The organism is Plantibacter sp. T3, assembly GCF_902506515.1.
GTDB lineage: Bacteria > Actinomycetota > Actinomycetes > Actinomycetales > Microbacteriaceae > Plantibacter > Plantibacter auratus.
Map to the genome: position 1 here is coordinate 3,594,183 of NZ_LR733286.1, position 25,618 is coordinate 3,619,800.

Annotated in this window: 26 protein-coding genes; 17 read left to right on the forward strand and 9 right to left on the reverse strand. The window is 69.3% G+C overall.

Annotated features, from left to right (window positions below):
- The first annotated feature begins 1 nt into the window (after nt 1).
- Complete coding sequence (locus GV015_RS16970) at nt 2-619, forward strand: FMN-binding negative transcriptional regulator (protein WP_159879530.1); 618 nt, start codon at nt 2-4, stop codon at nt 617-619.
- Here GV015_RS16970 and GV015_RS16975 read toward each other — a convergent pair.
- Nucleotides 537-1,562, reverse strand: a complete 1,026-nt coding sequence (locus tag GV015_RS16975; protein ID WP_159879532.1) for a DMT family transporter — start codon at nt 1,560-1,562, stop codon at nt 537-539. The genes GV015_RS16970 and GV015_RS16975 overlap by 83 nt on opposite strands.
- A 32-nt stretch (nt 1,563-1,594) precedes the next feature.
- Between GV015_RS16975 and GV015_RS16980 the strand changes: the two genes are divergently transcribed.
- The gene (locus GV015_RS16980; protein ID WP_159879534.1) at nt 1,595-2,182 is read left to right on the forward strand and encodes a TetR/AcrR family transcriptional regulator; all 588 of its coding nucleotides are present in this window, start codon (nt 1,595-1,597) and stop codon (nt 2,180-2,182) included.
- A gap of 54 nt (nt 2,183-2,236) precedes the next feature.
- Nucleotides 2,237-3,046, forward strand: a complete 810-nt coding sequence (locus GV015_RS16985; protein ID WP_159879536.1) for an SDR family oxidoreductase — start codon at nt 2,237-2,239, stop codon at nt 3,044-3,046.
- On the opposite strand, the gene mmuM is transcribed toward GV015_RS16985, so the two are convergent.
- Complete coding sequence (mmuM, locus tag GV015_RS16990) at nt 3,043-3,942, reverse strand: homocysteine S-methyltransferase (RefSeq protein ID WP_236555518.1); 900 nt, start codon at nt 3,940-3,942, stop codon at nt 3,043-3,045. The genes GV015_RS16985 and mmuM overlap by 4 nt on opposite strands.
- Before the next feature lie 236 nt (nt 3,943-4,178).
- Between mmuM and GV015_RS16995 the strand changes: the two genes are divergently transcribed.
- Nucleotides 4,179-5,765, forward strand: a complete 1,587-nt coding sequence (locus GV015_RS16995; RefSeq protein ID WP_236555519.1) for an MFS transporter — start codon at nt 4,179-4,181, stop codon at nt 5,763-5,765.
- On the opposite strand, the gene GV015_RS17000 is transcribed toward GV015_RS16995, so the two are convergent.
- From GV015_RS17000 to GV015_RS17015, 4 genes are all read right to left on the reverse strand, one after another.
- A complete protein-coding gene (locus GV015_RS17000) occupies nt 5,746-6,201 on the reverse strand; it encodes a Sec-independent protein translocase TatB (RefSeq protein ID WP_201299406.1) in 456 nt (151 codons plus the stop codon). The two genes, GV015_RS16995 and GV015_RS17000, sit on opposite strands and share 20 nt — an antisense overlap.
- 15 nt (nt 6,202-6,216) lie before the next feature.
- Nucleotides 6,217-6,408 (reverse strand): twin-arginine translocase TatA/TatE family subunit, encoded by a 192-nt coding sequence (locus GV015_RS17005; RefSeq protein ID WP_079706953.1) that lies wholly within the window; start codon nt 6,406-6,408, stop codon nt 6,217-6,219.
- A 56-nt stretch (nt 6,409-6,464) separates the two neighbouring features.
- Complete coding sequence (locus GV015_RS17010) at nt 6,465-7,448, reverse strand: intradiol ring-cleavage dioxygenase (RefSeq protein ID WP_159879539.1); 984 nt, start codon at nt 7,446-7,448, stop codon at nt 6,465-6,467.
- A gap of 135 nt (nt 7,449-7,583) precedes the next feature.
- Nucleotides 7,584-7,859 carry a hypothetical protein gene (locus GV015_RS17015; protein WP_159879541.1) on the reverse strand — a complete coding sequence of 92 codons (276 nt, stop codon included), beginning with the start codon at nt 7,857-7,859 and terminating at the stop codon, nt 7,584-7,586.
- A 139-nt stretch (nt 7,860-7,998) separates the two neighbouring features.
- Between GV015_RS17015 and GV015_RS17020 the strand changes: the two genes are divergently transcribed.
- From GV015_RS17020 to GV015_RS17060, 9 genes are all read left to right on the forward strand, one after another.
- Nucleotides 7,999-9,489, forward strand: coding sequence for a glycoside hydrolase family 32 protein (locus tag GV015_RS17020; protein WP_159879543.1), 1,491 nt, complete (start codon nt 7,999-8,001; stop codon nt 9,487-9,489).
- Between the two features lie 81 nt (nt 9,490-9,570).
- Complete coding sequence (locus GV015_RS17025) at nt 9,571-10,932, forward strand: ABC transporter substrate-binding protein (RefSeq protein ID WP_236555520.1); 1,362 nt, start codon at nt 9,571-9,573, stop codon at nt 10,930-10,932.
- A 70-nt stretch (nt 10,933-11,002) separates the two neighbouring features.
- Nucleotides 11,003-11,884 (forward strand): carbohydrate ABC transporter permease, encoded by an 882-nt coding sequence (locus GV015_RS17030; RefSeq protein ID WP_056013507.1) that lies wholly within the window; start codon nt 11,003-11,005, stop codon nt 11,882-11,884.
- A complete protein-coding gene (locus tag GV015_RS17035) occupies nt 11,881-12,795 on the forward strand; it encodes a carbohydrate ABC transporter permease (RefSeq protein WP_159879545.1) in 915 nt (304 codons plus the stop codon). Before GV015_RS17030 ends, GV015_RS17035 begins: the two co-directional genes overlap by 4 nt.
- Nucleotides 12,792-13,832, forward strand: coding sequence for a LacI family DNA-binding transcriptional regulator (locus GV015_RS17040; RefSeq protein WP_159879547.1), 1,041 nt, complete (start codon nt 12,792-12,794; stop codon nt 13,830-13,832). The genes GV015_RS17035 and GV015_RS17040 overlap by 4 nt, the downstream gene beginning before the upstream one ends.
- A gap of 10 nt (nt 13,833-13,842) precedes the next feature.
- Nucleotides 13,843-15,285, forward strand: coding sequence for a glycoside hydrolase family 32 protein (locus GV015_RS17045; protein WP_159879549.1), 1,443 nt, complete (start codon nt 13,843-13,845; stop codon nt 15,283-15,285).
- Nucleotides 15,286-15,367: 82 nt separating this feature from the next.
- The gene (locus GV015_RS17050) at nt 15,368-16,945 is read left to right on the forward strand and encodes a glycoside hydrolase family 32 protein (protein WP_159879551.1); all 1,578 of its coding nucleotides are present in this window, start codon (nt 15,368-15,370) and stop codon (nt 16,943-16,945) included.
- Between the two features lie 111 nt (nt 16,946-17,056).
- A complete protein-coding gene (locus GV015_RS17055; RefSeq protein WP_159879553.1) occupies nt 17,057-17,539 on the forward strand; it encodes a hypothetical protein in 483 nt (160 codons plus the stop codon).
- Between the two features lie 56 nt (nt 17,540-17,595).
- Nucleotides 17,596-18,183, forward strand: coding sequence for a DUF1349 domain-containing protein (locus tag GV015_RS17060; RefSeq protein ID WP_159879555.1), 588 nt, complete (start codon nt 17,596-17,598; stop codon nt 18,181-18,183).
- Here GV015_RS17060 and GV015_RS17065 read toward each other — a convergent pair.
- Entirely contained in the window at nt 18,137-19,144 is a 1,008-nt protein-coding gene (locus GV015_RS17065; protein WP_159879557.1) for a YafY family protein, read from the reverse strand. The two genes, GV015_RS17060 and GV015_RS17065, sit on opposite strands and share 47 nt — an antisense overlap.
- 98 nt (nt 19,145-19,242) lie before the next feature.
- Here GV015_RS17065 and GV015_RS17070 point away from each other — a divergent pair, with 98 nt between their 5' ends.
- On the forward strand, nt 19,243-19,701 hold the full coding sequence (locus GV015_RS17070) for a VOC family protein (protein WP_159879559.1): 459 nt from the start codon (nt 19,243-19,245) through the stop codon (nt 19,699-19,701).
- Nucleotides 19,702-19,790: 89 nt separating this feature from the next.
- Here GV015_RS17070 and GV015_RS17075 read toward each other — a convergent pair whose 3' ends face one another.
- Nucleotides 19,791-20,381 (reverse strand): DUF805 domain-containing protein, encoded by a 591-nt coding sequence (locus GV015_RS17075; protein ID WP_159879561.1) that lies wholly within the window; start codon nt 20,379-20,381, stop codon nt 19,791-19,793.
- Between the two features lie 356 nt (nt 20,382-20,737).
- Here GV015_RS17075 and GV015_RS17080 point away from each other — a divergent pair, with 356 nt between their 5' ends.
- The gene (locus GV015_RS17080; protein WP_159879563.1) at nt 20,738-22,009 is read left to right on the forward strand and encodes an HNH endonuclease signature motif containing protein; all 1,272 of its coding nucleotides are present in this window, start codon (nt 20,738-20,740) and stop codon (nt 22,007-22,009) included.
- Between the two features lie 469 nt (nt 22,010-22,478).
- Nucleotides 22,479-23,822: a BNR-4 repeat-containing protein gene (locus GV015_RS17085; protein WP_159879565.1), complete on the forward strand. Its 1,344-nt coding sequence runs from the start codon at nt 22,479-22,481 to the stop codon at nt 23,820-23,822.
- A gap of 7 nt (nt 23,823-23,829) precedes the next feature.
- On the opposite strand, the gene GV015_RS17090 is transcribed toward GV015_RS17085, so the two are convergent.
- Complete coding sequence (locus GV015_RS17090) at nt 23,830-24,141, reverse strand: GNAT family N-acetyltransferase (RefSeq protein WP_159879567.1); 312 nt, start codon at nt 24,139-24,141, stop codon at nt 23,830-23,832.
- 178 nt (nt 24,142-24,319) lie between these two features.
- Between GV015_RS17090 and GV015_RS17095 the strand changes: the two genes are divergently transcribed.
- A complete protein-coding gene (locus GV015_RS17095) occupies nt 24,320-25,588 on the forward strand; it encodes an ammonium transporter (RefSeq protein WP_064294702.1) in 1,269 nt (422 codons plus the stop codon).
- Nucleotides 25,589-25,618: the final 30 nt, after the last annotated feature.

Genomic DNA, 25,618 nt, shown 5'->3' on the forward strand with positions numbered 1-25,618 from the left:
CATGCGCCACACCCCCACGTACCTGATGACCGACGTCGACGAGGTCAAGCGCCTCATCCGCAACCACCCGTGGGCGACGTTCGTCTCGCCCGCGAGCACCGGTCTCGTCGCCTCCCACTATCCGGCGATCCTCGAGGAGGACCGGGACGAGCTGTCGATCGTCAGCCACTTCGGCCGACCGGACGAGCACTCGCACGAGCTCGGCGAGCACGAGATCCTCGTCATCATCCAGGGACCGCACGACTACGTCTCGCCGAGCTGGTACCCGGAGGGCCAGCTGATCCCGACGTGGAACCACGTCACCGCGCACCTGTACGGCACGCCGGAGGTCCTCAGCGAGGACGAGAACTACGAGATGCTCTCGCGACTCACCGACCACTTCGAGAACCACCGACCGGACGGCCGCCACCTGTCCCAGGACGAGGCCGGCACCCGGCGCGCAGCGAAGGGGACGGTCGGCCTCCGGATGCGCGTGACCCGCTTCGACGCCCGTGCGAAGCTCAGTCAGAACAAGACGCCCGAGGTGGTCGACGACATCACCGCGCACCTTGCTGAGCGGAATCCGGCACTGGCCGAGGAGATGCGCCGTCAGCAGGATCGTCAGCCGGAGGGGCACTGACCGGACGGGCCCTGACCCGACGGGCATCGACGCGACCGCGGGCGTCGCTCACGAGCACGAGGGCGACGCCCGCCGCACTGAGCAGGAACCCGCCGGCCGTCAGGAGCGTGAACGGCTCCCGGAACAGGAGCGCACCCGCGACGGCGGTCGTCGGCGCGACGAGGAACAGGAGCGCGTTGAGGACCGTGACCCCGATGCGACGCAGCAGCCACCAGTAGAGCCCGTAGGCCGACAGCGTCGGGACGAGCGCGAGGAAGAGCGTCGTGAGCCAGAAGGTCGCGTCGCCCGGCGGTACCGCCTCACCGGTCGCGAGGGCGAGCACGGCGAGGAGCACCATGGTCGCCGTCGCGTGGACGGTGAGCGTGAGGAGGACCGGGGCTCGGTGCGGCGAGCGCCGTTCCAGGATCGTCGCGGTGATGAGGCTGACCATGGCCAGTGCGGGCAGGGCGTAGGCGATCGGCGGTGCGTCCGAGGCGCCGAACTGGGACTGCACGATGAGGAACACCCCGACTGCGCCGATCCCGAGCCCCAACCATTGAGCGCCGGGGACCCGCACGTGCAGCAGCGGTCCGGCGAGCGCCGCGATGACGAGCGGCTGGACGGCGTCGATGAGCGCGGTCGTCCCGGTCGAGATGCCCACGGCGACCGAGGCGTAGACGAACACGACGTAGCCGAACTGCGCGAACAGGCCGATGACGAGCTGCGACCGCACCTGTGCCCGGGTGGCGTTCCGCCACTGCCCGCTGAGCAGTAGCACGATCGCGAGCCCCACGGCGAGCGGTACGAACCGCCAGAGGAGCACGGTGAGCACCGGCACGTCCTCGGTTCCGATCTTCGCGACGATGAACCCGGAGCTCCACGCGAGGACGAACCCGATCGCCGCGAGGGGGACGATGACCGCGCGGATCGCACGAACCACAGGTATACCGATCTGTTTACTCATCCCGGCAGTATACAGACTGGTATAGTATTCGCATGACGGTCCACACTCCAGAGCTCGCACCCCTCACGCCGGGTGCCCGACGCGTGCTCGACGCCGCCTCCGTGCTCTTCTACGAGAACGGCATCCACGCGGTCGGCGTCGACACCATCGCGGAGGCGGCCGGCGTCACGAAGAAGACGCTCTACGACCGCTTCGGCAGCAAGGAGGCCCTCGTGCTCTCCTACCTGCAGCATCGCGACGCCCGCTGGCGCGTCTGGGTCGACGAGTTCCTCGCCCGGCACCCGGAACCCGGCATCGACCGGGTCCTCGCGATCTTCGACGCGGCGATCGGCTGGTCGGACGACAACAGCCCCAAGGGCTGCAGCGCCGTCAACGCCCGCGCGGAGATCCCCGACCACGCGACGAGCGGCCTCGTCCTCCCCGAGGTCACCCGACAGAAGCAGTGGCTCCTCGACCGCTTCGCCGAGCTCATCACCGAAGCCGGCCTGTCGGACCCCGGGGCGCGCGCCCGCGAACTCATGCTGCTGTACGAGGGCGCCATCGTGACGGTCGGGATGCGCACCTTCCGCGAACCGTTCGAGACCGCGCGTGCGATCGCCGGTCGGCTCCTGGCCGCCTGACCGGAGCCGGCGCCGGTCTGTCGCCGACAACCCGACATCGCGTAGGGTCTCGGGATGGACTTCACCGACGACGCCACCGCCGCCGACCGCGAGAACAGCACCGACCGCATCGCCATCGTCACCGGGGTCGGGCGCCGCCGCTCGATCGGCGCAGGGCTCGCCACCGGTCTCGCCGCGGACGGCTGGAACCTCGTCCTCAACGCCTGGCGACCCTACGACGACCGCGTCGGCTACGAGCGGACCCCCGACGACCCCGAGTCGATCGCCGACGAGTGCCGTGCGCTCGGCGTGACCGTCGAGCTCGTGCTCGGCGACCTCGCCGACCCGGCGTTCCCGGCCGAGCTCGTCGGGCGGGCGACGCAGCTGGGTCCCGTGTCGGGGCTCGTCATGTCGCACTGCGAGTCGGTGGACAGCTCGATCCTCACGACGGACCTCGACAGCTGGGACCGTCACTTCGCCGTGAACGCGCGCGCGACGTGGCTGCTCATCAAGGCCTTCGCCGAACAGCTCCCCGTGCAGGAGGCACCGCCCCGGGTGGCCGGTCGCATCGTCGCCCTCACGAGCGATCACACCGTGCACAACCTCCCCTACGGGGCGAGCAAGGGCGCGCTCGACCGCATCGTGACCGCTGCGGCGGTGGAGCTGGGCGACCGCGGGGTGCGGGCGAACGTCATCAACCCGGGTCCGATCGACACAGGCTGGATGACCGACGACATCCGTCGCTGGGGCACCGAGGCGACGCCCGCCGGCCGGCTCGGAACGCCGTCCGACACCGCCGACCTCGTCCGCTTCCTGTTCTCAGCCCCGGGCTCCTGGATCAACGGCCAGGTGCTCTCGAGCAACGGCGGGTTCAACGTCGGCTAGGGGCGTCGCTCCCGGCCGATCCGCATACGGATGTCGGCGATGTCGGCCGGCATGATCCGGCAGCAGCCGCCGATGATCGTCGCCCCGGCCTCCAGCCAGGCCTCCACCTCGCCGACCCCGGCGGCTCCGCGCCAGCAGCGGGCGCCGGCATCCCACTGCTCGCCGGAGTTCGGGTAGACCACCACCGCCTTGTCCGTCACGGACCGCGCGGCGGCGATAGCCGGGAGGACCTCGTCCGGGTGCGAGCAGTTGACACCGACGGCCTGGAACTCGTCGATCCCCTCGACCAGTCGGAAGCCCTCCGCCATCGGCTCGCCCGAGCGGAGACGACCGCCGTCCACCGTGAACGACAACCATGCCGGCACGCCCGAACCCCGCACCAGATCGGCGAGCGCCGTCGCCTCGTCGAGCGTCGGGATGGTCTCGAGGGCGAGGAGATCGGGGGCCGCGTCGACCAGCACTGCCAGACGTCGCTCGTGCCACTGCCGCAGCTCGGTCCGACTGAGACCGGAGGCACCCTCGTACTCCGAGCCGTCGCCGACCGTCGCACCGTACGGACCGACCGACGCGGCGACGAGGAGCGGGCCGTCGGGGTCCGATTCCGACCGCGTGTCGCGCGCCGCACGCGCGAGCTCGATGCTCGATCGCAGGAGCCGTTCGGTCTCTTGAACCGAGATGCCGATCCGCTCGAACGCCTCGAACCCGACCTGGTACGACGAGGTGATCGCGATCTGCGCACCGGCGGCCAAGAACTCCCGATGAGCAGCCAGAATCGCCGACGGATGCTCAAGGAGCAGACGCGCGCTCCACAGCGCGTCGGAGAGGTCGTGCCCTCGTGCCTCGAGCAGCGTTCCGAGACCGCCGTCGAGGGTCCAGACACCGCGCCGAAGATCCATGCCGTCCATTGTGCCCGCACCACCGCGGGGAGGGGCGCCACTGGACACCTGGTATTGTCTATACCCGTCCAGAGCCGAGAGGACGCGTTCTCCCCGAGAACGACCCGCCACCCGACGTGCAGCTCCCCGAGCTCCGTGCCAGTGCAGCATGGCGATCCTCCGGCATTTCTCGGGCACTGAGCGATTACGCGAGTGCCGAATGATTCAACACGACTGTCAGGAAACGAGTACTGCTTGTGAACTCCAGCGACAACGCGGCATCATCGTCCCCCGCATCCCCCTCCCCCAAAACCGGCCGGAAGCCGGCCCGCAAGACCAGGCGTCTCCGCGTCGACGACGTCCTCGTCGTGAAGCGGTCGCGCATCCGCACCGCCATCTCAGGCACCGTCGTCGGCAATTTCATGGAGTGGTTCGACTTCGGCATCTACGGCTACCTCGCGGTCACGATGACCGTCGTCTTCACCGAGGGACTCCCTCCTGAGGCCGGCATCCTCGTCACCCTGTTCGGTTTCGCCGTGTCGTTCCTCGTGCGTCCGCTCGGTGGGCTCGTGCTCGGACCGCTCGGCGACAAGATCGGCCGGAAGAAGATCCTCTTCCTCACGATGTCGATGATGGCCGCGGCGACCGCCCTCATCGGCGTACTGCCGACCGCCGCCCAGATCGGGCTGTGGGCCATCGCCCCGCTGTACCTCCTCAAGATGATCCAGGGCTTCTCGACCGGTGGTGAGTACGCCGGCGCTTCCACCTACGTCGCCGAGTTCTCACCCGACCGTCGCCGCGGGTTCTGGGCCTCCTGGCTCGACGTCGGGTCCTACGTCGGCTTCGCGGCCGGTGCCGGGACCGTCGCCCTCACCACGCTGATCGCGGAGGGCCTCGCCGGCCCCGACGCGATGACCGAGTTCGGTTGGCGCATCCCGTTCCTCATCGCCCTACCGCTCGGTGCGGTGGCGGTGTGGTTCCGCCTCAAGATCCCCGAGACCCCGGCCTACGAGGTCGCCGAGACCGCTGGCGGCATCGAGGCGGAGCACGAGGACCCCATGGCCCGCCAGGGCGTCTTCGGGATCTTCCGTCACTTCTGGCGCCAGATCCTCATCGCGATGGCGATCGTCGCCGCGACGAACACCGCCGGCTACGCGCTCACGAGCTACATGCCGACCTACCTCGAGAAGGACGTCGGCGTCTCCAACCTGACGGCGGCGGTCGCGACCATCCCGGTCCTGCTCATCATGTCCGCCTGCCTGCCGCTCGTCGGCCGGATGTCCGACAAGCTCGGCCGCAAGCCCGTCTACCTCATGGCCGTCGGTGCGACCCTCGCCCTCATGGTGCCGGCGTTCGCGGTCATGCAGATCGGTGAGATCTGGGCCATCTTCATCGCCCTCTTCATGGTGGCCGCCCCGGTCGCGCTGTGGGCGGGACCGTCCGCGGCCTCGCTGCCGGCGTTCTTCCCGACGGCGTCCCGCTTCGGCGCGATGGCGATCGCCTACAACCTGTCGGTCTCGCTCTTCGGCGGCACGACGCCGCTGTTCAGCGAGTTCCTCATCCAGCTCACCGGCAACACCTTCATGCCCGCGTTCTACATCATGTTCTTCGCGGCGGTGGCGGGCGTCGGCGTGCTCACGATGCGGGAGACGGCTCGTCGCCCGCTCATCGGCTCGGTGCCGACGGTCGAGACGAAGGCCGAGGCGGTGGAACTCGTCAAGGGGCAGGACGACAACCCGCTCATCGACACCCACACGATGCCGCTCGACATCCTGCCGCCCGCGTCGACCACCGGTGCCGCGGCGGACGGCCAGGACGGACGCGTCACGACGCCCCTCGGCTAGCGGGTTCGTCGATCGCGATCGGGGCGGGTGCGCGGTGCGCATCCGCCCCGTCGCGTCCGACCCGTTCGAGGAGCGCGGCCTGCCAGCCGCCGCTCGCGACCGGCTTCGCCGAGGCAGACGGCACGGACGGCTCCACCTGCACCTCCGACGCCGTCGACGGCTCGAGCTGCGCGACCGACCCACGATCCTCGACGAGCGCCTCCTGGATGATCCGTCGGGGATCGAACTGTCGAGAGTCGAGGCGTTTCCACTCGGTCGGGTCGAATTCCGGTCCGAGTTCCTCGGCGGCTCGCGCCTTGGTCGTGGCGACGAGGTCGCGGACGGTGCGGACCAGCACCCCGAGTTTCTCGGCGTACACCGGCAACTGTTTCGGGCCGATGAGCACGGCCGCGAGGATGCCGATGACGATCAGCTTGTCCATGGTGAGTCCGAACACGATGCGCTCCGATGATCAGGCGGCAGGGGTGTCGGCGCGGGTGTCGGCGCGAGTGTCTGCGTCGCCCGACACCTCGTCCTTCAGGATGCGCGCCGACTGCCCGACACTGCGGGCGAGGCTCGGGAGCTTCGCCGCGCCGAAGAACAGCAGGATGACGGCGAGGACGATGAGGGCGTGCCAGCCGGTGAGGTTCTGCAGGAATCCCATGACGGGGCCTTTCGGGTCGATACGGGTCGGGACAGGAGTGCGTGGAGGTGGCGCGGTCAGCGCCCGCTCGGCGGCGTTCCTCCGCCGCCGCCAGCCCCGCCACCGCCGGACGGAGCGGCACCGGCGGTCGGCGTCGTCGTGGTGTCCACCCGGACGGTGAGCGCCACCTGGTACCCCGAGGTCGCGTCGCCCGTCACCGTCGCGAGCTGCAGGGCACCGCCGTCGTCACCGAAGACGTTGTCGTCGTCGAGACTCACCTGGGCGAGGTTCCCGCTCGAACCGTCGTAGCCGGACAGCGCGTAGACGGTGTCGCACGCCGCCTGCGGCAGGGCGACCTGCGAGGTCGCGATGGCGTTCGCGGAGTCGGAGATGTCCGCGACCGTGGGGTACACCTCGAAGTGGATGTGCGGCCACCGGCCCGAGTAGCAGGCCGGGAAGATCGAGGTGTACGAGACGGTCCCCGAGCTCTCGGCGACCTGGACGCCGCGGAGGTAGGTCTCGTCCTCGATCCCGTCGGAGTACATCGAGTAGCCGCCCGACGCGTCGCAGTGCCAGACGTACACGGCGACGTCGGTGAACGGGGCGTCACCGTTCGCCATGTCGAGGATGGTCAGCGAGAGGGCCATGGGGACCCCGCTCGCGGTGGTCCCGGACCCGATGCTCGACCGGATGTCGCTGCGGACGATGCCGGACTCCTCGAGCACGTCGGCTCCGTTCGAGCCGTCGCCCGGGTAGGGGCCAGCGGTCTCGTCGGGGATCTCGCCCGATGGGAGGTCGCCGGTCGCCGTCGCGGTGCTCGTGCCGGAACTCGCGGCACCCGTGCCCGTGCTGCTGCTGCCGGACGCCCCGGTGGAGCAGGCGGCGAGCGCGACGGCCCCGACCCCGGCACCCACGAGACTCAGCACCGTGCGTCGGCTGACGAGGGTCCCGAGGTCGAACGCGACGCCCTGGTCGACGACCTCCTCGTCGGCCCGATCGAGCAGGCGGCCCTCGTAGGCCGGGCCGTCCGGGGTGGTCTCGGGTGTCGGGATCCTGCTCATGGTGCGCCTCGCCTTCGTCTGCGATCGGTGGTCTCGATCGGTGGTGAGACGAGCATCCGCGTGCCGGCTATGGGCTCCCTATGAGCCGTCCATACGTCGTCGATGGGTCTGCTGGGCGGTTGCCGAGCCCGCGGATCAGCGCGGGGTGGCCTTGAGCCCGTTGGGTGGTCCGTCGCGGTCGGAGGTGGTGCGCGGTACGTCGTACCGCACGAGGGCGTCGGCGCGTTCCAGGCTCGGTTGCACACTCATCAACACCCGCTTGAGCGGATCGATGTCCCAGGCGATGACGAAGTACGCGTCGGCACCACCCCGATCGCGGCGCCGTTCGATGACCGCCTTCGGGATCACCGGGTCGTTCCGCATCACGAGCCACGTGTCGTGGTCGAGGCGGATCGGACGCGGGCGGGGCATGTGTCGAACATACGTTCGAATGTCACATGAGGCAAGTTGACGATCGAGCTGCTTAACTTTGCTTAACCGCTTGACCACCTTCTCGGCGTCCCGCTACGGTAACTGCGTAACCGATTAACCACTCACTGCAGAGGACGTCATGAACCAACGAGGGTTCCACCAGCCGAACGGCGCATGGGTCGGAGACATCATCCCCTGGCAGGAGGACGGCGTCTTCCACCTGCTCTACCTGCACGAGTCACGCCGCATGCCGAAGATCGGTATGCCATGGCATCGCGTGACCACCCGGAACCTCGTCGACGTCGACGACCTCGGTGAGGCGCTGGCGTCGGGCGGACCGTCCGCACCGGACTTCAACGTCTACACCGGCAGCATCGTCCGGGGCCCCGAGGGCGCCCACCACGTCTTCTACACGGGTCAGAACCCCGACCGCCGCGGTGCCGACGGTCTGGCGTTGCAAGTGGTGATGCACGCTATCAGCACCGACGGCATGCGCACCTGGGAGCGCCGGGAGGCCGACACCTTCGGCGCCACCGCAGGATATGAGACCGCCGACTGGCGGGATCCCTTCGTCTTCTGGGACGAGGACGCGGCCGTCTGGCGGATGCTCATCACCGCCCGACACGCACACGGCCCGGAACGGCGTCGCGGCGTCATCGCCCAGTGCACCTCCACGGACCTCTCGACCTGGGAACCCGTCGAGCCGTTCTGGGACCCGCGCCGCTACATCGCCCACGAGTGCCCCGAGGTCTTCCAGTGGGGCGACTGGTGGTACCTCGTGTACTCCGAGTTCAGTGAGTCGTTCACGACGCGCTACCGGATGTCGCGCACCCTGCACGGACCCTGGCTCGTCCCCGAGCACGACACACTCGACGGACGCGCCTACTACGCGGCGAAGTCCGCCGCCCGTGACGGACGCCGGTTCTTCTTCGGCTGGATCGCCTCGCGTGAGGGAGCCCACGACGCCGGCGCCTGGCAGTGGGCCGGCACCATGTCGGTCCTCGAAGCGGAGCAGCGTGCCGACGGCACCCTCGCCTTCCATCCGCCCACCGAACTCCGCGACACCTTCGCGCCCGCCGACGAGCCGACGGACACCGTCGTCGCCCCGGGCACGGTCCTGAGCGCCCCCGACGGGTACGGCGACGCCCTGTCGGCCGTGGACGCACCGAGTTCCTTCCGACTGGTCGCCCGGTTCGACATCGCCCCCGGCACGACCGAGTGCGGCGTCCTCCTCCGGGCGAGCGACGACGGCGACGAGGGCTACGTCCTGCGCCTGGAGCCGAAGCGCGACCGCCTCGTGTTCGACCGCTGGCCCCGCTCCAGCACCGGCACGGAGCAGTGGCAGATCTCGGGCGACGTCCCGTTCGTCGTCGAACTCGAACGCCCCTGCCACCTCGCCCCCGGCTTGCACGAGCTCGAGGTGATCGTCGACGGCGACCTCTGCGTCGCGACCGTCGACGACGCGGTCGTCCTCAGCACGCGCCTCTACGACCGACCGAGCGGTCGCGTCGGCGTCTTCGTCGGTGAAGGGACCGTCACCGTCGAGGCGTGCACGCTCCTGGAACGCGACGGCGGCGACTCCGAAGACGCCCCCACCTCACACCGACTCCTCACCAGCACCACGTCCTGATCCCGACACCACGCTCCACCCTGCTGCACCACCACCCGCACACCCGTACCCACCTGTGATCGATCAACGGAGATTCCGACCATGCCAACCACCGCACGCCCCCGCACCATGCGCCCCACCCGCAACACCGCCTTCGTGGCGCTCGTCGCCGCTGCAGCACTCGCCCTCTCCGGCTGTGCCGGCGGATCGAGTGCCACGGATCCGACCGACGTCGACCCGAAGGGCGACATCGTCCCCCGCGAGATCTCGTGGCTGCTCTCCCGCCCGGCCGACGGCGGGGTGATCACCGCCATGGAGCAGATCGCCGACGAGTACGCGAAGGACCACCCCGGCTTCTCGCTGAACCTCATCACGACGCCCGACCGCCCGTCCTACATCCAGAAGTACGAGACCCTCGCGGCCGCGAACAAGCTCCCCGAGCTCTTCGACACCGACGCGACCCCGTTCGCGCAGAAGCTCGCGAAGCAGGGCCGGATGGTCGACGTCGACCTGCTCCTCGAGGACCTCGGGCTCGCCGACTCCTACCGCGAGGCGGCGCTCAACTACCAGCGGTTCGACGACGGCTCGCTGTACATGGTGCCGTTCGAGTTCCAGCTGGAGTTCTTCTGGTACAACCGCTCCCTGCTCGAGGACGCCGGCGTGACCGTCCCGGCCACGCTCGACGACTTCCCCGCCATGTGCAAGGCGCTCCGCGCCAAGGGCGTCACCCCGATCGCACTCGACGGTCAGGACCAGTGGCCGCTCGAGCGCTACATGGCCTACTACCCGTTCCGGATGGCGGGTCCCGAGTACATCCAGGACCTGAAGGCCGGGAAGGCATCCTTCTCAGACCCGGCAGGAAAGGCCGCGGCCGAATGGCTGTACGACCTCGGGCAGGCCGGCTGCTTCCAGGAGGGCTTCTCCTCGACCGGTTACGCGGACGCGCAGGCGCTCTTCACCTCGGGGAAGGCCGCGGTCTACAACATCGGCACCTGGGAGCTCTCGAACCTCGCGACGGATGCGCTCGACCCCGGCGTCCGTGACGCGGTCGGCACCTTCACGCTGCCGACCATCGACGGTGCCGTCACGGCCGACAACGAGTACGTCACCCCCTCCGGCATCGGCATGGCGGTGAACGCGAAGACGTACGACCCGCTCGTGCGCGACTTCCTCGCATTCGCCCTCGAGCGCTACCCGGAGCTCTACGCGGCGACTGGCGCGCTGTCGCCGACGACCTCCGCGCAGACCACCGTCCCCGCGAACGCGACCGAGCTGTACGCGAGCTCCGTGGCGCAGGCCGACGGCGTCGGACCGGCGATCGCGATGCCCTGGGACACCCAGCTCGACCCGGCCACGAACACCCGACTCCAGCAGGAGCTGACCCTGCTCGTGCAGGGCGACATCACGCCGGACGAGTTCATCACGACGATGGATGCGGCCCTCACGGAGAACGTCGATGACTGAGCTCACCCAGAGCGCGGTGGGCGCGGCACCGGCCCGCCCACCGCGGCGGCGGAAGCCGATGTCCACCTCGATGCTGCCCCGCCGGTCGACCCTGTCGGTGCTCGTGTTCCTCGTGCCGCCGCTCGTCCTCTACGGTGTCGCGGTGCTCCTGCCGATCGTGCAGTCGCTGTTCCTCAGCCTCTTCTCGTGGGACGGCATCACGGACATGGCGTTCGTCGGACTCGACAACTACGTCAAGATGCTCACGCGGGACGACGTGTTCTGGACCTCCTTCGGCAACGCCCTCGGCTACCTCGCGATCTGTCTGGTGCTCCAGCTCGGCGGCGCGCTCCTCGTCGCCGGGCTGCTCACGGCCCTCCCCCGGGCCCGCGAGCTCGTCAAGACGCTCTACCTCCTGCCGGCCGTCATCTCCACGGTCGCGATCGCCATCCTGTTCCAGCGGCTGTACGCGCTCGAACCGGTCGGGCTGATCAACCAGCTGCTCGCGTGGGTCGGCCTCGGCGACCTCCAGACGGCCTGGCTGTCGAACGTGCAGACCGTCCTCGCGGCCGTGTCGATCCCGGAGGGCTGGCGGTTCACCGGCCTGTACATGCTCATCATCTACGCCGCCCTCATGGCCGTACCCCGCGACCTCGAGGAGGCCGCCAGGCTGGACGGCGCCTCCTGGTGGCAGATCTTCTGGCGGATCCGCTTCCCGTACATCCGGCCGGTGTGGATCACGACGACGGTCATGGCGACGACCTTCGCCCTCCGTGGCTTCGACATCCCGTACCTGCTGACGAACGGCGGTCCCGGTCAGTCGTCCGAGCTGCTGACCACGTACATGTACAAGACGGCGTTCGTCCACACGGACTACGGCTACGCCAGCGCGATCTCCATGTTCATCGTCGTCGAGTGTCTCGTCGCCGTCGGCCTCATCTTCCTGCTGCTCCGACGGAAGGACAAGTCATGACCGCCACCCTCCCCGCCCGGCCGACCGAACACGTTGCGCCCCCAGTAGCGCCGACACCGAAGCGGAAACTCCGGCACACCCCGCGCGTGCGGGTGCAGCGGACGATCCTCACCGTGACCGTCGTCGCGATCGTGCTCGTCCAGGTCTACCCGCTCGTCTGGTTGCTGCTCACGAGCTTCCGGACGGCGGCGGATTTCGCCGGTGGCAACCCCTTCGCGTTACCGTCCGAGTGGACGCTCGAGAACTACGCGCGGGCGTTCTCAACCGGCAACCTCGGGCTGAACATCGTCAACAGCCTGATCGTCACCCTCGGGTCGAGTGTCCTGATCGTCATCGCCGGCATGATGGCGGCGTACGCGCTCCAGGTCCTCGGGTTCCGGTTCAGCGGGCTCGTCCGCGGCCTGTTCCTCCTCGGCATCATCGTGCCCGTGCAGATCGCGCTCGTCCCGCTGTTCATCGACTACTCGCAGGTCGGCCTGCTCGACACCCACCTGTCGATGATCATCCCGCTGGCGGCGTTCGCCCTGCCGATGGCGGTGTACCTGTTCTCGTCGTTCTACGAGTACATCCCGAGGGAGATGTACGAGGCCGCGTCGCTCGACGGGGCGGGTCCGTACCGGATCTTCGGCCAGATCACCTTCCCGCTCTCGGTCAACACGATCATCACCGTCGTGCTCGTCAACAGCATCTTCATCTGGAACGACTTCATCTTCGCGAACACCTTCGTGCTCTCGGACGGATTGAAGACCATCCCGCTCGGCCTGCAGAACTACATCGGGGCGATGGGGAACACTGATTGGACGGCGACGTTCGCCGCCGTCTGCGTCACGGTCACACCGCTGCTGCTGGTGTTCCTCGTGTTGAACAAAGCGATGATCAGCGGCCTCGAGAGCGGAGCGACCAAGGGATGAGCAGCACCGACCAGCCGAAGCCCGGCGCGGACCACCCGAAGAACACCTCGGGCATCACGATGCGCGACGTCGCGAAGGCCGCCGGCGTCTCCGTGGCGACCGTCTCGCACGTCGTCAACGACAAGCCGGGGTCGCGGATCGGCGAGGACGCGAAACGTCGGGTGCACGAGGCGGTGGCGGAGCTCGGCTACCGGCCGAACGCCCTCGCGAAGACGCTGTCCCAGGGGCACTCACGGTTCATCGGCCTCGTCGCCGACGCGATCGCGACGACCCCGTTCGCCGGCCAGATCATCCACGGCGCCCAAGACGAGGCGTGGCGCCACGGCTACGTCCTGCTCGTCGCCAACACCGACGGCAACACGGCCGCCGAGGAGGAGGCCATCGCGATGATGCTCGAGCACCAGGTCCGCGGGATCCTCTACTCGACCTGGTTCCACCACGAGATCACCGTGCCGGAGGCGCTCCTCCAGACCGACACCGTGCTCGTCGACTGCTACGCCGCCGGCAGCGGGCTCCCGGCCGTCGTCCCCGACGAGGAGCAGGGCGGGCGGACCGCGACCGAGGCGCTGCTCGCGGCCGGTCACCGACGGATCGCGTTCGTCAACACGACGACCCCCTCACCGGCACAGACCGGCCGGCTCGCCGGGTACCGCTCGGCGTTGCAGGCGGCGGGGGTGGCCTTCGACGACGCCCTCGTGTTCCCGGCCTCACCGGAGCAGGAGGGCGGGTACGCGGCGACCGCCGAGGTCGTCGACTCGGGCGCCACCGCGGTGTTCTGCCACAACGACCGTGTCGCGATGGGCCTCTACGACGGACTGCGGGAGCACGGACTGCGGATCCCCGACGACATGGCCGTCATGGGGTTCGACAACCAGGACGTCATCGCCGCCCACCTCCGGCCACCGCTGTCGACGGTCGCCCTCCCCCACTACGAGCTCGGGGCTGCCGGTGTCCGTCGGCTGCTCGGTCTCGACGCCACGCTGCCCGCCGGGCCGCAGCTCATCGCCTGCCCGGCCGTCCCGCGGCACTCCGTCTGAGGGTGCGACCGTGCACGACGAACAGCACGCCCTTCCACGGCCCCGCTTCCACCTGACGCCCGAGCGGAACTGGATGAACGACCCGAACGGCTTGGTCTTCCACCGCGGGCGGTGGCACGCCTTCTTCCAGTACAACCCGGAGGGTGGCGACTGGGGCAACATGAGCTGGGGTCACGCCTCGAGCGTCGACCTGCAGCACTGGGACGAGCATCCGGTCGCCCTGCGGTACACCACCGAGGAGCAGGTGTACTCGGGATCGGTGGTCGCCGCGGGTCCCGGCGGACGCCTCACGGCGTACTACACGAGCGTGTCCACCGACGGTCGGCAGGCGCAGTCCCGGGCGACCAGTGACGACGACGGGCTCACCTGGCAGCGCGACCCGGAGAACCCGATCCTCGACCGCGGCTCGCACGCGTTCCGCGACCCGAAGATCATCCGGTACGAGGACGCCGCGGGCTTCCGTTGGATCATGCTGACGGTGGAAGCCGTGGAGCGTCAGGTCCTCGTGTACTCCTCCACCGACCTCCGAACCTGGGAGCATGTCAGCACCGTCGGTCCGTTCGGTCCCACCGGCGTCGTGTGGGAGTGCCCCGACCTCATCCCGCTCGCGGTCGACGGCCGCCCGGACGAGCTCCGGTGGGTCCTGCTCCTCAGCACCAACCCGATCGGCGACGCGCAGGACCCGGACGGGTCGTCGATGAGCTATCTCGTCGGCGACTTCGACGGCTCGGTGTTCACGCCTGAGCGGGCCGAGCTGCAGCGGCTCGACCACGGTCGGGACTTCTACGCGGCGGTCGGGTTCGACGGCGCTCCGGACGGCGAAGCGGTGATCCTCGGCTGGATGAGCAATTGGCGCTACGCGGCCGACCTCCCCGCCTCGCCGTGGCGGGGCGCGATGTCGCTCCCCAGACGCCTGTCCCTGACCACGGTCGACGGCCAGCCGCGACTCGTGCAGGAGCCGCCGGCCTTCGTCCGGGAACGACTGGCCGCGATCGAACCGACGACCGTCGCCCTGTCCTCGGACGCCGTCGACCTGGCGCTCGATGGCGACGGCGTGGTCGAGTTGCGCTGGGATCCGTCGATCACGGGTGAGCTGCGGCTCCGACTGACGGCCGACACCGGCGGAGCGGTCCTCATCGTCCATGACCCGACGTCGTCGTCACTCGCCGTCACCCGGTCGGGCGGTGCCATGGACACGGTGCACCCCGACTTCGCCTCCACGAGCATCGTCCCGCTCGCCGGCGACCGTTCGGCGCGGCTCATCCTCAGCCTCGACGGCCCGCTGCTCGAGCTGTTCGTCGACGGCGGTCTCGCCACCGTCTCCGACCTCGTCCTCCTCGGGAGCGGACGACCGACGCTGACCCTCGCGAGCGAACGCGCCAGTCCCGTCTCGGTCGCCGTCGCCGTCCTCGACCGGGCGCCCGCCACCGACCAGGTGCACGCGCTCGCCTGACCGTTCTTCCACCGCACGATCCAGCACCATCCCCGCCACGGGTGCCTTCGGCGCGCCCGCGGCATCGACGAAAGGAACCGCAATGACGCACGACCTCTCCCGCCGGACCGTCCTCCAGGGCGCCGGCCTCGGGGCGCTCGCCCTGTTCGTGAGTGCCGGCACGCCCCTCGCCGCCCAGGCGCAGACCACCGCCCAGGCGCAGGCCTCCCTCAGATCGGTGTTCCACATGACGCCGCCGTCGGGGTGGCTCTGCGACCCGCAACGACCGGTGTTCACGAACGGCGCGTACCAGCTGTACTACCTGCACTCCGGCCAGAACAACGGCCCGGGCGGTTGGGATCACGCGACGACGACCGACGGCGTCGCCTTCACCCACCACGGGACCGTCATGCCGCTGCAACCGGACTTCCCGGTGTGGTCGGGATCCGCCGTCGTCGACACCGCGAACACCGCCGGTTTCGGGGCGGGCGCGGTCATCGCCCTCGCGACGCAGCCCACGGACGGCGTCCGGAAGTACCAGGAGCAGTACCTCTACTGGTCGACGGACGGGGGCTTCACGTTCACGATGCTCCCCGACCCGGTGATCGTGAACACCGACGGACGTGCCGCCCAGACCACGGCGGAGATCGAGAACGCTGAATGGTTCCGGGACCCGAAGGTCCACTGGGACGCGGCCAGGAACGAGTGGGTCTGCGTCATCGGCCGGGCGCGCTACGCGGCCTTCTACACCTCGCCCGACCTCACGACCTGGCAGCTGCAGCACAACTTCGACTTCCCGAACCACGACCTCGGCGGCATCGAGTGCCCGGACCTGTTCCAGATGCGAGCGGGTGACGGCAGCTGGCACTGGGTGCTGGGCGCCAGCATGGACGCCTACTCGATCGGCCTGCCGATGACCTACGCCTACTGGACGGGCACCTGGGACGGGACGCGGTTCACGGCCGACGACCTCACGCCGCAGTGGTTGGACTGGGGCTGGGACTGGTACGCCGCCGTCACCTGGCCGAAGGCGGAGTCGCCCGACGACCGCCGGCTCGCGATCGCCTGGATGAACAACTGGAAGTACGCGGCCCGCGACGTCCCCACCGACGCCTCGGACGGCTACAACGGCCAGAACTCCGTCGTCCGGGAGCTGCGACTCGAGGCCCAGTCCGGTGGTCGGTACAGCCTGCTCAGCTCACCCGTGGACGCCCTGGCCGGGTATGCGACCTCGACCGTCTCCCTCCCGGACCAGACGGTCACCGGGAGCGCCGTCCTGCCCTGGAGCGGCCGGGCGTACGAGATCGAGCTCGACCTCACCTGGGACACCGCGTCCAACGTCGGTCTCTCCGTCGGGCGCTCGGCGGACGGCTCCCGCCACACCAACATCGGGAAGGCCGGGGCCGAGCTCTACGTCGACCGCGCACCGTCCGACCTGGCCGGCTTCTCGCTGCTGCCGTACACGCGAGCCGCAGCACCGATCGACGCGGCTGCACGCTCGGTCCACCTGCGGGTCTTCGTCGACACCCAGAGCGTCGAGGTCTTCGTCGACGCCGGTCACACCGTCGTCTCGCAGCAGGTGCACTTCGCCGAGGGCGACACGGGGATCTCGCTCTACACCGATGGCGGCCCACTGACCGCCTCGGGGATCACGATCCGCGAGTTCGGCACGGCGATCTGAGGCGAGCGCGGTCGGGCACGGTGACCGTGCCCGACCGCGTCCGACGGGTGCGCTCGGTAGGCTTGACGTTCCTTCCGGCGGGATCGCCGGACAACAGGAGATGGGGATCCCGTGAAGAACGCCGCGTCGTACGCGATCGGGCTCGCGCTGAGCCTGGTCTACGTCTCCCTGGTCGGCGTGCTGTCGGTCCAGATCTCCGGTCTCGCCGGTGGCGCGGTGTTCGACCTCAGCAACACCCTGATGGCCGTCACCGAACCGAACGCCGGCCTGCTGCAGGTGCTTGGGATCGCCGTGGCGAGCGGAGCGGTGCTGTGGATCCTGATGCGGCGCGGGACCACGGGGTCGGACGTGCAACGCTTCCTGCGACTCGGCTTCGGCACGGGAACGCTCGTGCAGGTCGCCGTCGGCGTCGCCCTCCTCGTCGGACGGTTCTCCGTCTTGGACCTGAATCAGGGTCCGGCGAAGTGGCTCGAGGGTTGGATCACCTCCGGCGCCTCGAACTCGGCCGTCCACGTCGTTTTCATCGTGACGGTGTACCTGATCGTGACGAGGCGACACCGCACCGGCGGCACAGCAGAAACGTCGCCGGCCTGAAGGATCGAATGCACTCTCGCGCCATCGCATGCCGACCCATACGTCAGGATGGACGGATGGATCTCCAGAACCTGGTCGAACACGGACGTTGGACGACGGCCCCTGCGGCGGTGACGACGGAGCCGGACGGTTCCCTGCTCGTCACCGCCGTCGAGGGCAGTGACGCCTGGCGGCACACCTCCTACGGCTTCGTCCACGACACGGAGCACGCGCTGATCGCGCCGATGCAGCGACGGGCGGCGATCGAGGTGTCGTTCGTCCTCGACGGCTCCGAGCAGTTCGATCAAGCCGGCGTGTTCCTCCGCGCCTCCGAGTCGACGTGGATCAAGGCCGGGGTCGAGGTGTCCGACGGGGTCGCCCAGCTCGGCGCGGTCGTCACGCATGGCACCTCCGACTGGTCGGTGGCACCGGTCCCCGACTGGCTCGGACGAACGGTCACCGTGCGCGCGAGCCGCGACGGCGACGCCGTCACCGTGCGCGCGCGGGTGGACGACGAGAACTGGCGACTGGTCCGCGTCGCCCACCTCGACCCGGAGGCCGACGTCGAGGCGGGACTGTTCTGCGCGGCCCCGACGCGGACCGGTCTCACCGTGCGGTTCACCGCCGTCCGTCTCGGTCCGCCGGACGACGCGCTCCACGGCTGACGGTCTGCCCGGTCGCGGCATTGCGCTCCGCGAGCTGTGCGAACGCGGTGACGAGCTCGGGCGGCTCGACGACGTCGACGTCGGTGTCGAAGCGGTTCAGGGAGGCGGCGAGCGCCACCCACGACCACGCGCCGGCGGTGTAGCGCGTGCGGTCCGGGCCGAGGGGCTCGGCGGTGCCGTCGCCGACGAACGGTCGGACCGCCTCGAACGGCAGGTGGAGCACGACGGTGCCGACACAGGGCCAGGCGTCAGTCTGCTCTGAACCCTTGAACCTCGCCGCCACGAACGCCTGCACGTCTCCACCCGGCACCTCACGCGGAGGGAACCGCGGTCCGGTCGGCGTCCTCGGCACGATGCGGTCGGCGCGGAAGATCCGCCAGTCGTCGCGGTCGAGATCCCAGGCCACGAGGTACCAGCGCCCCTGGGAGGTGACCAGGTGGTGTGGCTCGACGCGCCGAGGGGGTTCCGGGTCGCCGTCGGATCGCCCGAACCGGAGCACCTCCCGCGCCTGGATGGCTGCGGAGAGTGCCAGGAGGACCGGCACGGCCACCTGCGGCGTCGGTCCGTCGCCGGCTCGGGGCACCGAGGTGACGTCAAGGGCGTCGAGTCGATGCCGCAGCCGCGACGGCAGGACCTGTCTCACGGTCGTCAGTGCTCGGAGCGCGGGCTCCTCGAACCCGGATCCCGCGACGGCGGCGGTCTGGAGGGCGATGGTGAGCGCGACGATCTGCTCGTCATCGAAGAGCAGCGGCGGGAGTTCGCTCCCGGCGTCGAGGTGGTACCCGCCGTCCGGCCCCATCGTGGCCTCGATGCGATACCCCATCTCGCGGAGCCGGTCGACGTCGCGTCGGATCGTGCGGTGACTGACGTCCAGCCGGTCGGCGAGCAGGGCACCCGGCCAGTCGCGCCGCGCCTGCAGGAGCGAGAGCAACTGCAGGAGTCTGGAGGTCGGTGAGGCCATGGTGCGAGCGTAGTCCGAGTGCAGGACATGATCTGTCCTAGACGCCTGGGACAGTGGTGCTCGACCGGGAGGAGCCCGGCACGACTCGAGGAGCACACATGAGCATCACGACCACGACCCACCTCAACTTCCATGGAGACGCCCGCGCTGCGCTGGAGTTCTACCAGTCCGTCTTCGGCGGGCGGACGACGATCGCGAGCTACAGCGACTTCGGGATGCCGAAGGACGCCCCGGGTGCCGACCTGGTCGTCTTCGGTCAGGTCGAATCCGAGGACGGCTTCCGGGTGATGGCGTACGACAGCCCCGGAGCTCCGGCGGCGTCACTGATCGGCACTGGAACGACCCGCCGCGAGCACGGGACGACGGTCACCGAGCAGTCCTGTTTCGTCGCGGTGCGTGGCGAGACGCTCGCGGAGGTCGAGGTGTTCTGGAACCGACTCGTCGTCGGAGGTTCGATCGTCGAGGAGCTCGCAGCGTCCGCCTGGAGCCCCGGCTTCGGCATGGTGACGGACCGGTTCGGCGTCACGTGGGTCCTCGACGTCGCGGCGGCAGGCTGAGGCGTTCGCGCACGTCCTGGAGCGGACGGAGAACGGGCCGGTGCGGACATCACGTCCACACCGGCCCGTTCCGGTCGTCAGGTTGCGATTCAGCGCACCGTGTCGAACCGCTGACCCTCGGGCTTCGAGGGCAGGAGGAAGAGGACGAACAGGATGAGGCCACCGACCGACGGGATGAGCGAGAGGAAGTAGAACGGGCCGGGGAAGTTGGCGTCGTGCAGGCGGCGCCAGGCGAGGGCCAGGTTCGGGACGATGGTCGCCAGCCAGATGAGGCCGAGGAGCACCAGACCGGTCAGGATCAGCGGAGCAGCCCCTGGGATCTCGAGGATGCCGGGCTGGGTGTAGTACGTCCGTGCGCCCGGGCTGCTGTCGAACACGACGGCCTCGCGCTGCGCGGCAGCCGATGTCGCGCCGATCAGGAAGCCCGTGAAGAAGAGGATGTTCGGGATGAGCGCGACGAGGAAGACGAACAGCGTGGCCCACCAGTACTCGCTCCGCGAGGCGCGGCCGGTGAAGGTCGCGTACTTGCGGAGGTAGCGCTTGATGGCCTGCGGGAAGGTCGCCCCGTACAGCGGGAGCGTCAGATCCTCCGGGGAGGCGGCGCCGCGGATCGGAGCGGGCGCGTACGGCTGCCCGTACGTCGGCGTCGCGGGGTATTCAGGGGTGGTGTTGGAACTCATGGTGTCTTTCGATCGAGGTACACGGTACTGAGATCCTGGCATAACACATGACCACTCAAGAACAACTTGCGCCACCGACCGACTTCGGGCATGCTCCGCGGCATTTCGATGATCCCTCTGCCGACCCCTGAGTGGCCCCTCCCATCACTGAGCACTCCCCTACGGCGCCCGAGCAACCCCCGCCGGTCCCTGAGCCTGTCGAAGGGCAAACGAGGAACCTCCCGCTCCGGCGACCCTCTCCCGGTCCCTGAGCAACCCCCTCCGGTCCCTGAGCTTGTCGAAGGGCACACGAGGAACTTCCCCAACCAACTTGACTCGGCATCTGGAATGTCAGTGGTCAATGATGGACTTGTTCCATGACCGAGACCACCCCAACCGCGACCCGCGCAGGCGACGAGTACGCCGCGCAGCTCGCGGAGTTCTCGGACGAGTGGACTGAGATCCACCGCCAGCAGGCCGTCCTGGACGCCCGGAAAGCGCGCCTTCTGGCCCGCTCCGCCGCCTATGCCGACGCCTTCGCGGACGTCACGGTCCCGGCGATCTTTCCGCCGGCCGAGCGTCGGGAGTTGTCCCGCCGGTCGACGTGTGCGGCCCTCGCGATGGCGACGCGGACGCCGGAACGGACGATCCAGCGTGCGACGAACGACGCCGAACGTCTCGTCAACGACGCACCAGCCGTGCTCGCGTCGCTGGAGGCAGGCCGTATCTCGGCGCGGCATGCGCAGGTGATCACCGACCAGCTCTGCGACGTCCCTGCTGCTGGGCGGGCGGTGTTCCTCGAGCAGGTGCTGCCGGTCGCCGAGAGTGCGACCGTCTCGTACCTCCGGCAACGCGCCCGTGTCCTGCGCGAGCGCCTCCACCCCGAATCGATCACCGCCCGAGCGGTCCGCTCCGAGGCCGACCGCCGGGTCGAGTTCGAACCGGCCGCCGATGGCATGGCCTGGGTGCACCTGTTCACCACCGCGCCCATCGCGCAGGGCATCGCCGAGCGGATCGAGGCGGCCGCGGCGGAGTCACGTAACGCCGGTGACACCCGCACGTGCGCCCAGCTGCAGGCCGACGCCCTGGCGGCGCTCGCACTCACTGGCGTGACTCCGGAAGATGTGATGTCGAGCCCGGTGCTCCCACACCCGATCGAGGTCCAGGAGCATATCAAGCCCACGGTGCAGATCACGGTCCCGGCGCTCAGCATGGCCGGCGTCTCCGACGCACCCGGCATGCTCGACGGCTACGGTCCGATCGATCCCGAGACCGCCGCCCGGCTCGCGGTCAATGCACCGAGCTTCACCAGGATCCTCGTCCAGCCGGAAACCGGCGCGGTCTTGTCGGTCGGGCGGAATCAGTACCGGGTTCCCGCTGACCTCCAACGGGCGGTGCGGCTTCGGGACGGCACCTGTCGGGCGCCAGGCTGCGGCAGGCGAGCCCGAGCGTGTGACCTCGACCATTCGGTCGCGTGGCAGGACGGCGGCGCAACAGATGTCGGCAATCTCGCCTGCCTGTGTCGACATCACCACCGGATGAAGCACCTCCCCGGGTGGGACCTCGACCACGGACCCGGCGGCGTGCTCGACTGGACAACACCCGATGGGAAGCAGTATCGGACGGAACCGGATCCCGCACCGTTCTGACTTGCCTCGGCGTACTCAGATCGAAGGGTTCCTCGTGGGCACTTCGACAAGCTCAGTGACCGGGAGAGGTGTGCCCGGAACGATGAGGCGTCCTCGTGGGCACTTCGACAGGCTCAGTGACCGGGAGAGGTGTGCCCGGAACGATGAGGCGTCCTCGTGGGCACTTCGACAGGCTCAGTGACCGGAGAAGGTCCACCGGGAACGCCTGGGTCCCTGAGCCTGTCGAAGGGCACCTGGGTCGTGACACCTCGGCGAGCGGGAGACGCTCACCGGGAGCGATTCGGTCCCTGAGCCTGTCGAAGGGCAGCCGGGTCGTGACACCTCGGTGAGCGGAAGAGGCCCACCCGGGGTGCTCCCGGCACCTCCGCCGGCCAGAGGGCGCTCCGAGCCGCACCACGTCCTGGAAAGCGCTTGCCGAGCGGGCGCTCGCACCGGTAACCTCGTCCGGAACCCCACCCGGAAGGTCGCGATGCTGCGCCGAAACGACACCTCCACCACGCCGAGCGTCGTCAACGACAACGCCGCCTGGTGCTGGTTCCAGGACGAGCGCGCACTCGTCGATCCGGTCTCGAACCTCCTCGTCGTCGGCTCGATCGCGTCGACGGGCGGCGTCGACGGCGAGCAGCGCGGCGGCAACGTCGAGGTCACCGTCGTCGACCTCAGCACCGGCACCGCCGACATCGTCGTCCTGCACGAACGCCTGGAGTCCGACGACCACGATGTCCCAGCATTCTGGCGGCGGCGCGATGGACGCTGGCTCGCGATGTACACCCGCCACAAGACCGACGACCTCACCCGCTGGCGCATCAGCGAACCACACGACCCACGCCGCTGGGGGCCCGAGCACACGTTCGACTGGAGCGCCCACACCGGCGGACTCGGCGTGACGTACTCGAACCTCCACGAACTCGACGGCCGTCTGTACTGCTTCGCCCGCGCCGTCAACGACGACCAGTGCGCGCTCGTGTCGGACGACGACGGCGACACCTGGAGCTACGCCGGCAAGCTGTTCACCCGGCCGAAGGTCGGCTACGTCAACGGCTACACGCGCTACGTCTCCTCCCCCGGGCGCATCGACCTCATCACCACCGACCACCACCCGCGCGACTACGACAACAGCGTCTACCACGGCTTCCTCGACACCGACGGGCTCCACCGAACCGACGGTGCCGTCGTCGACCCACATCCGTTGCGTGGCGACGCACCATCGCAGGTCGAGCTCACCACCCTCGTCGCCGCCGGCTCACGAATGCCCGACGGCGGTAGCTGGGCCGGCGACCTGCTCTCCCACTGCTGGACCGTCGACGTGCGAGGAGCCCCCGACGGCACCGTGGCCGCCGTCGTCTCCGCCCGCGCCGACGACGGACCAGCGCACTCGGACGAGGCGGCCGAACGACTCCGGCCCGTCCTGGACCACCGGTTCCTGTTCGCCCGCCTGACGCCCGGCGGCTCCTGGGAGGTACATCCGCTCGCCCTCGCCGGCCCCGGCCTCCTCCCGCACGAGCAGGACTACACCGGACTCGTGGCGATCGACCCGGACGACCTCGACTCGCTCTACGTCTCGACGCCGGTCGATCCGCGGAACGACCAACCGCTCGCCCACCACGAGATCTTCCACGGTCGCACCGACGACGGCGGGGCGACCTGGGCCTGGACGCCGGTCACGGAACGCTCGGACGTCGACAACCTGCGGCCGATCGTCCCGCCCGGTGACCCCTCGGCCGTCTCGCTCCTCTGGTTCCGCGGAGACATGGCGAGCTCGCAGGACTACCGGTGCGAGGCCGCCCTGCTCCGGCTGCCACGCACCGAGTGACGAGCCGTCACTCGGGCCAGGACACCTCGCCGCTGAAGTTCGGATGCTTGCGGAGGTAGGCCTGGATGAAGGGGCAGTACGGCACGATCGTCAGTCCTCGCTCGACCGCATCGTCGAGCGCCGCGGCGGCGAGGACGCTGCCGAGCCCCTGCCCACCGAAGTCCGGATCGATCTCGGTGTGGGTGAAGAGGATGCGACCCGGTTCCTCCCGGTACCCGGCGATCCCTGCGACGCGCTCCCCCACGAGGATCTCGTACTCGTGACGCTCGTCGTTGCGGACGACCTGCGGGCCGTCCTCGGGTGTGCTCGATGTCGACATCGGGGCTCCCTTCCGTTCGTCCCCCACTGTACGTCGAGCGATCCGTCATGTGCTGTTTACGCAGCGGCCGATTCCGCAACGTGCCGGAAACACGCGCACAGGCCATCGGAAACACGCCGGTGTCACGCTGGGCGCACCCGACGCGCTCCAGCCGCGTCCCTGCGGAGAGGCACCTCGAATGGATCAAGGAAACACAGCGTTCATCCTGATATCAGCGGCACTCGTGCTGCTCATGACACCAGGGCTCGCGTTCTTCTACGGCGGCCTGGTCAAGGCGAAGAGCGTCATCAGCATGATGATGATGAGCTTCGGCGCACTCGGCCTCATCGGCGTCCTCTGGGTGCTCTACGGGTACGCGATCGCGTTCCCCGGCTCCGAAGGCACCGTCGCCCCCTGGGCGATCGACACCGGGAACATCGGCCTGACCGCCGCCCTCGAGACGCCTGAGGGAGCGGCCTACCCGCCACTCGCCTTCGTCGCCTTCCAGGCCACCTTCGCGATCATCACCGTCGCCCTCGTCTCCGGCGCCATCGCCGACCGCGCGAAGTTCGGCTCCTGGATGATCTTCGCCGGCATCTGGGCGACCGTCGTCTACTTCCCCGTCGCGAGCTGGGTGTTCAACTTCGGCCTCGCCGACGACGGCAGCTTCGCCTACGGCGGTTGGATCACGCACGGCCTGCAGGACGTCTTCGGCGTCGGCGTCATCGACTTCGCCGGTGGCACCGCGGTCCACATCAACGCCGGTGCTGCAGCCCTCGCCCTCGCGCTCGTCCTCGGCCGCCGCGTCGGGTTCAAGAAGGGCGTCCACGTCCCCCACAACCCGCCGTTCGTGCTCCTCGGCGCCGGTCTGCTCTGGTTCGGCTGGTTCGGCTTCAACGCCGGTTCGGAACTGGCGGCCGACGGCACCGCTGCACTCGTGTTCGTCAACACCATCGCGGCGCCGGCAGCAGCCCTGCTCGCCTGGCTCATCGTCGAGAAGATCAAGGACGGCAAGCCGACTTCGGTCGGTGCCGCATCGGGTGCCGTCGCCGGTCTCGTCGCGATCACCCCGGCGTGCGGTTCGTTGCACCCGATCTGGGCGATCGTCCTCGGCCTCGTCGCCGGTGTCGTGTGCGCCCTCGCTATCGAGCTGAAGTTCAAGCTCGGCTTCGACGACTCGCTCGACGTCGTGGGCATCCACCTCGTCGGCGGCCTCATCGGCACCCTGTACCTCGGCTTCTTCGCCAACGGCACCGGCCTCTTCATGGGTGGTGACGCTTCACAGCTGCTCGTCCAGGCGATCGCCGCGTTCGCCGTCCTCATCTACTCCTTCGTGCTCGCCTTCATCATCGGCTTCGCGATCGAGAAGACGATCGGCTTCCGCGTGAAGAACGAGGACGAGATCGCCGGCATCGACACCGTGGTCCACGGTGAAGAGGGATACGTCCTGGTCGACACCAAGGCCTGATCCACCGGCCTGAACGACCTGCCCGACCCG

Bases quoted from the DNA above. Each gene is read 5' to 3' on its own strand.
- GV015_RS17010 (WP_159879539.1), bottom strand. From the start codon at position 7,448: ATGAGCAGGATCCCGACACCCGAGACCACCCCGGACGGCCCGGCCTAC.
- mmuM (WP_236555518.1), bottom strand. From the start codon at position 3,942: ATGGATCTTCGGCGCGGTGTCTGGACCCTCGACGGCGGTCTCGGAACG.
- GV015_RS17040 (WP_159879547.1), top strand. From the start codon at position 12,792: ATGAGCAGCACCGACCAGCCGAAGCCCGGCGCGGACCACCCGAAGAAC.
- GV015_RS17035 (WP_159879545.1), top strand. From the start codon at position 11,881: ATGACCGCCACCCTCCCCGCCCGGCCGACCGAACACGTTGCGCCCCCA.
- GV015_RS16985 (WP_159879536.1), top strand. From the start codon at position 2,237: ATGGACTTCACCGACGACGCCACCGCCGCCGACCGCGAGAACAGCACC.
- GV015_RS17075 (WP_159879561.1), bottom strand. From the start codon at position 20,381: ATGAGTTCCAACACCACCCCTGAATACCCCGCGACGCCGACGTACGGG.
- GV015_RS17015 (WP_159879541.1), bottom strand. From the start codon at position 7,859: ATGCCCCGCCCGCGTCCGATCCGCCTCGACCACGACACGTGGCTCGTG.
- GV015_RS17050 (WP_159879551.1), top strand. From the start codon at position 15,368: ATGACGCACGACCTCTCCCGCCGGACCGTCCTCCAGGGCGCCGGCCTC.
- GV015_RS17060 (WP_159879555.1), top strand. From the start codon at position 17,596: ATGGATCTCCAGAACCTGGTCGAACACGGACGTTGGACGACGGCCCCT.
- GV015_RS17065 (WP_159879557.1), bottom strand. From the start codon at position 19,144: ATGGCCTCACCGACCTCCAGACTCCTGCAGTTGCTCTCGCTCCTGCAG.
- GV015_RS17030 (WP_056013507.1), top strand. From the start codon at position 11,003: ATGCTGCCCCGCCGGTCGACCCTGTCGGTGCTCGTGTTCCTCGTGCCG.
- GV015_RS17020 (WP_159879543.1), top strand. From the start codon at position 7,999: ATGAACCAACGAGGGTTCCACCAGCCGAACGGCGCATGGGTCGGAGAC.
- GV015_RS16975 (WP_159879532.1), bottom strand. From the start codon at position 1,562: ATGAGTAAACAGATCGGTATACCTGTGGTTCGTGCGATCCGCGCGGTC.
- GV015_RS17070 (WP_159879559.1), top strand. From the start codon at position 19,243: ATGAGCATCACGACCACGACCCACCTCAACTTCCATGGAGACGCCCGC.
- GV015_RS17090 (WP_159879567.1), bottom strand. From the start codon at position 24,141: ATGTCGACATCGAGCACACCCGAGGACGGCCCGCAGGTCGTCCGCAAC.
- GV015_RS17025 (WP_236555520.1), top strand. From the start codon at position 9,571: ATGCCAACCACCGCACGCCCCCGCACCATGCGCCCCACCCGCAACACC.
- GV015_RS17005 (WP_079706953.1), bottom strand. From the start codon at position 6,408: ATGGGATTCCTGCAGAACCTCACCGGCTGGCACGCCCTCATCGTCCTC.
- GV015_RS16970 (WP_159879530.1), top strand. From the start codon at position 2: ATGCGCCACACCCCCACGTACCTGATGACCGACGTCGACGAGGTCAAG.
- GV015_RS17085 (WP_159879565.1), top strand. From the start codon at position 22,479: ATGCTGCGCCGAAACGACACCTCCACCACGCCGAGCGTCGTCAACGAC.
- GV015_RS17095 (WP_064294702.1), top strand. From the start codon at position 24,320: ATGGATCAAGGAAACACAGCGTTCATCCTGATATCAGCGGCACTCGTG.
- GV015_RS16980 (WP_159879534.1), top strand. From the start codon at position 1,595: ATGACGGTCCACACTCCAGAGCTCGCACCCCTCACGCCGGGTGCCCGA.
- GV015_RS17080 (WP_159879563.1), top strand. From the start codon at position 20,738: ATGACCGAGACCACCCCAACCGCGACCCGCGCAGGCGACGAGTACGCC.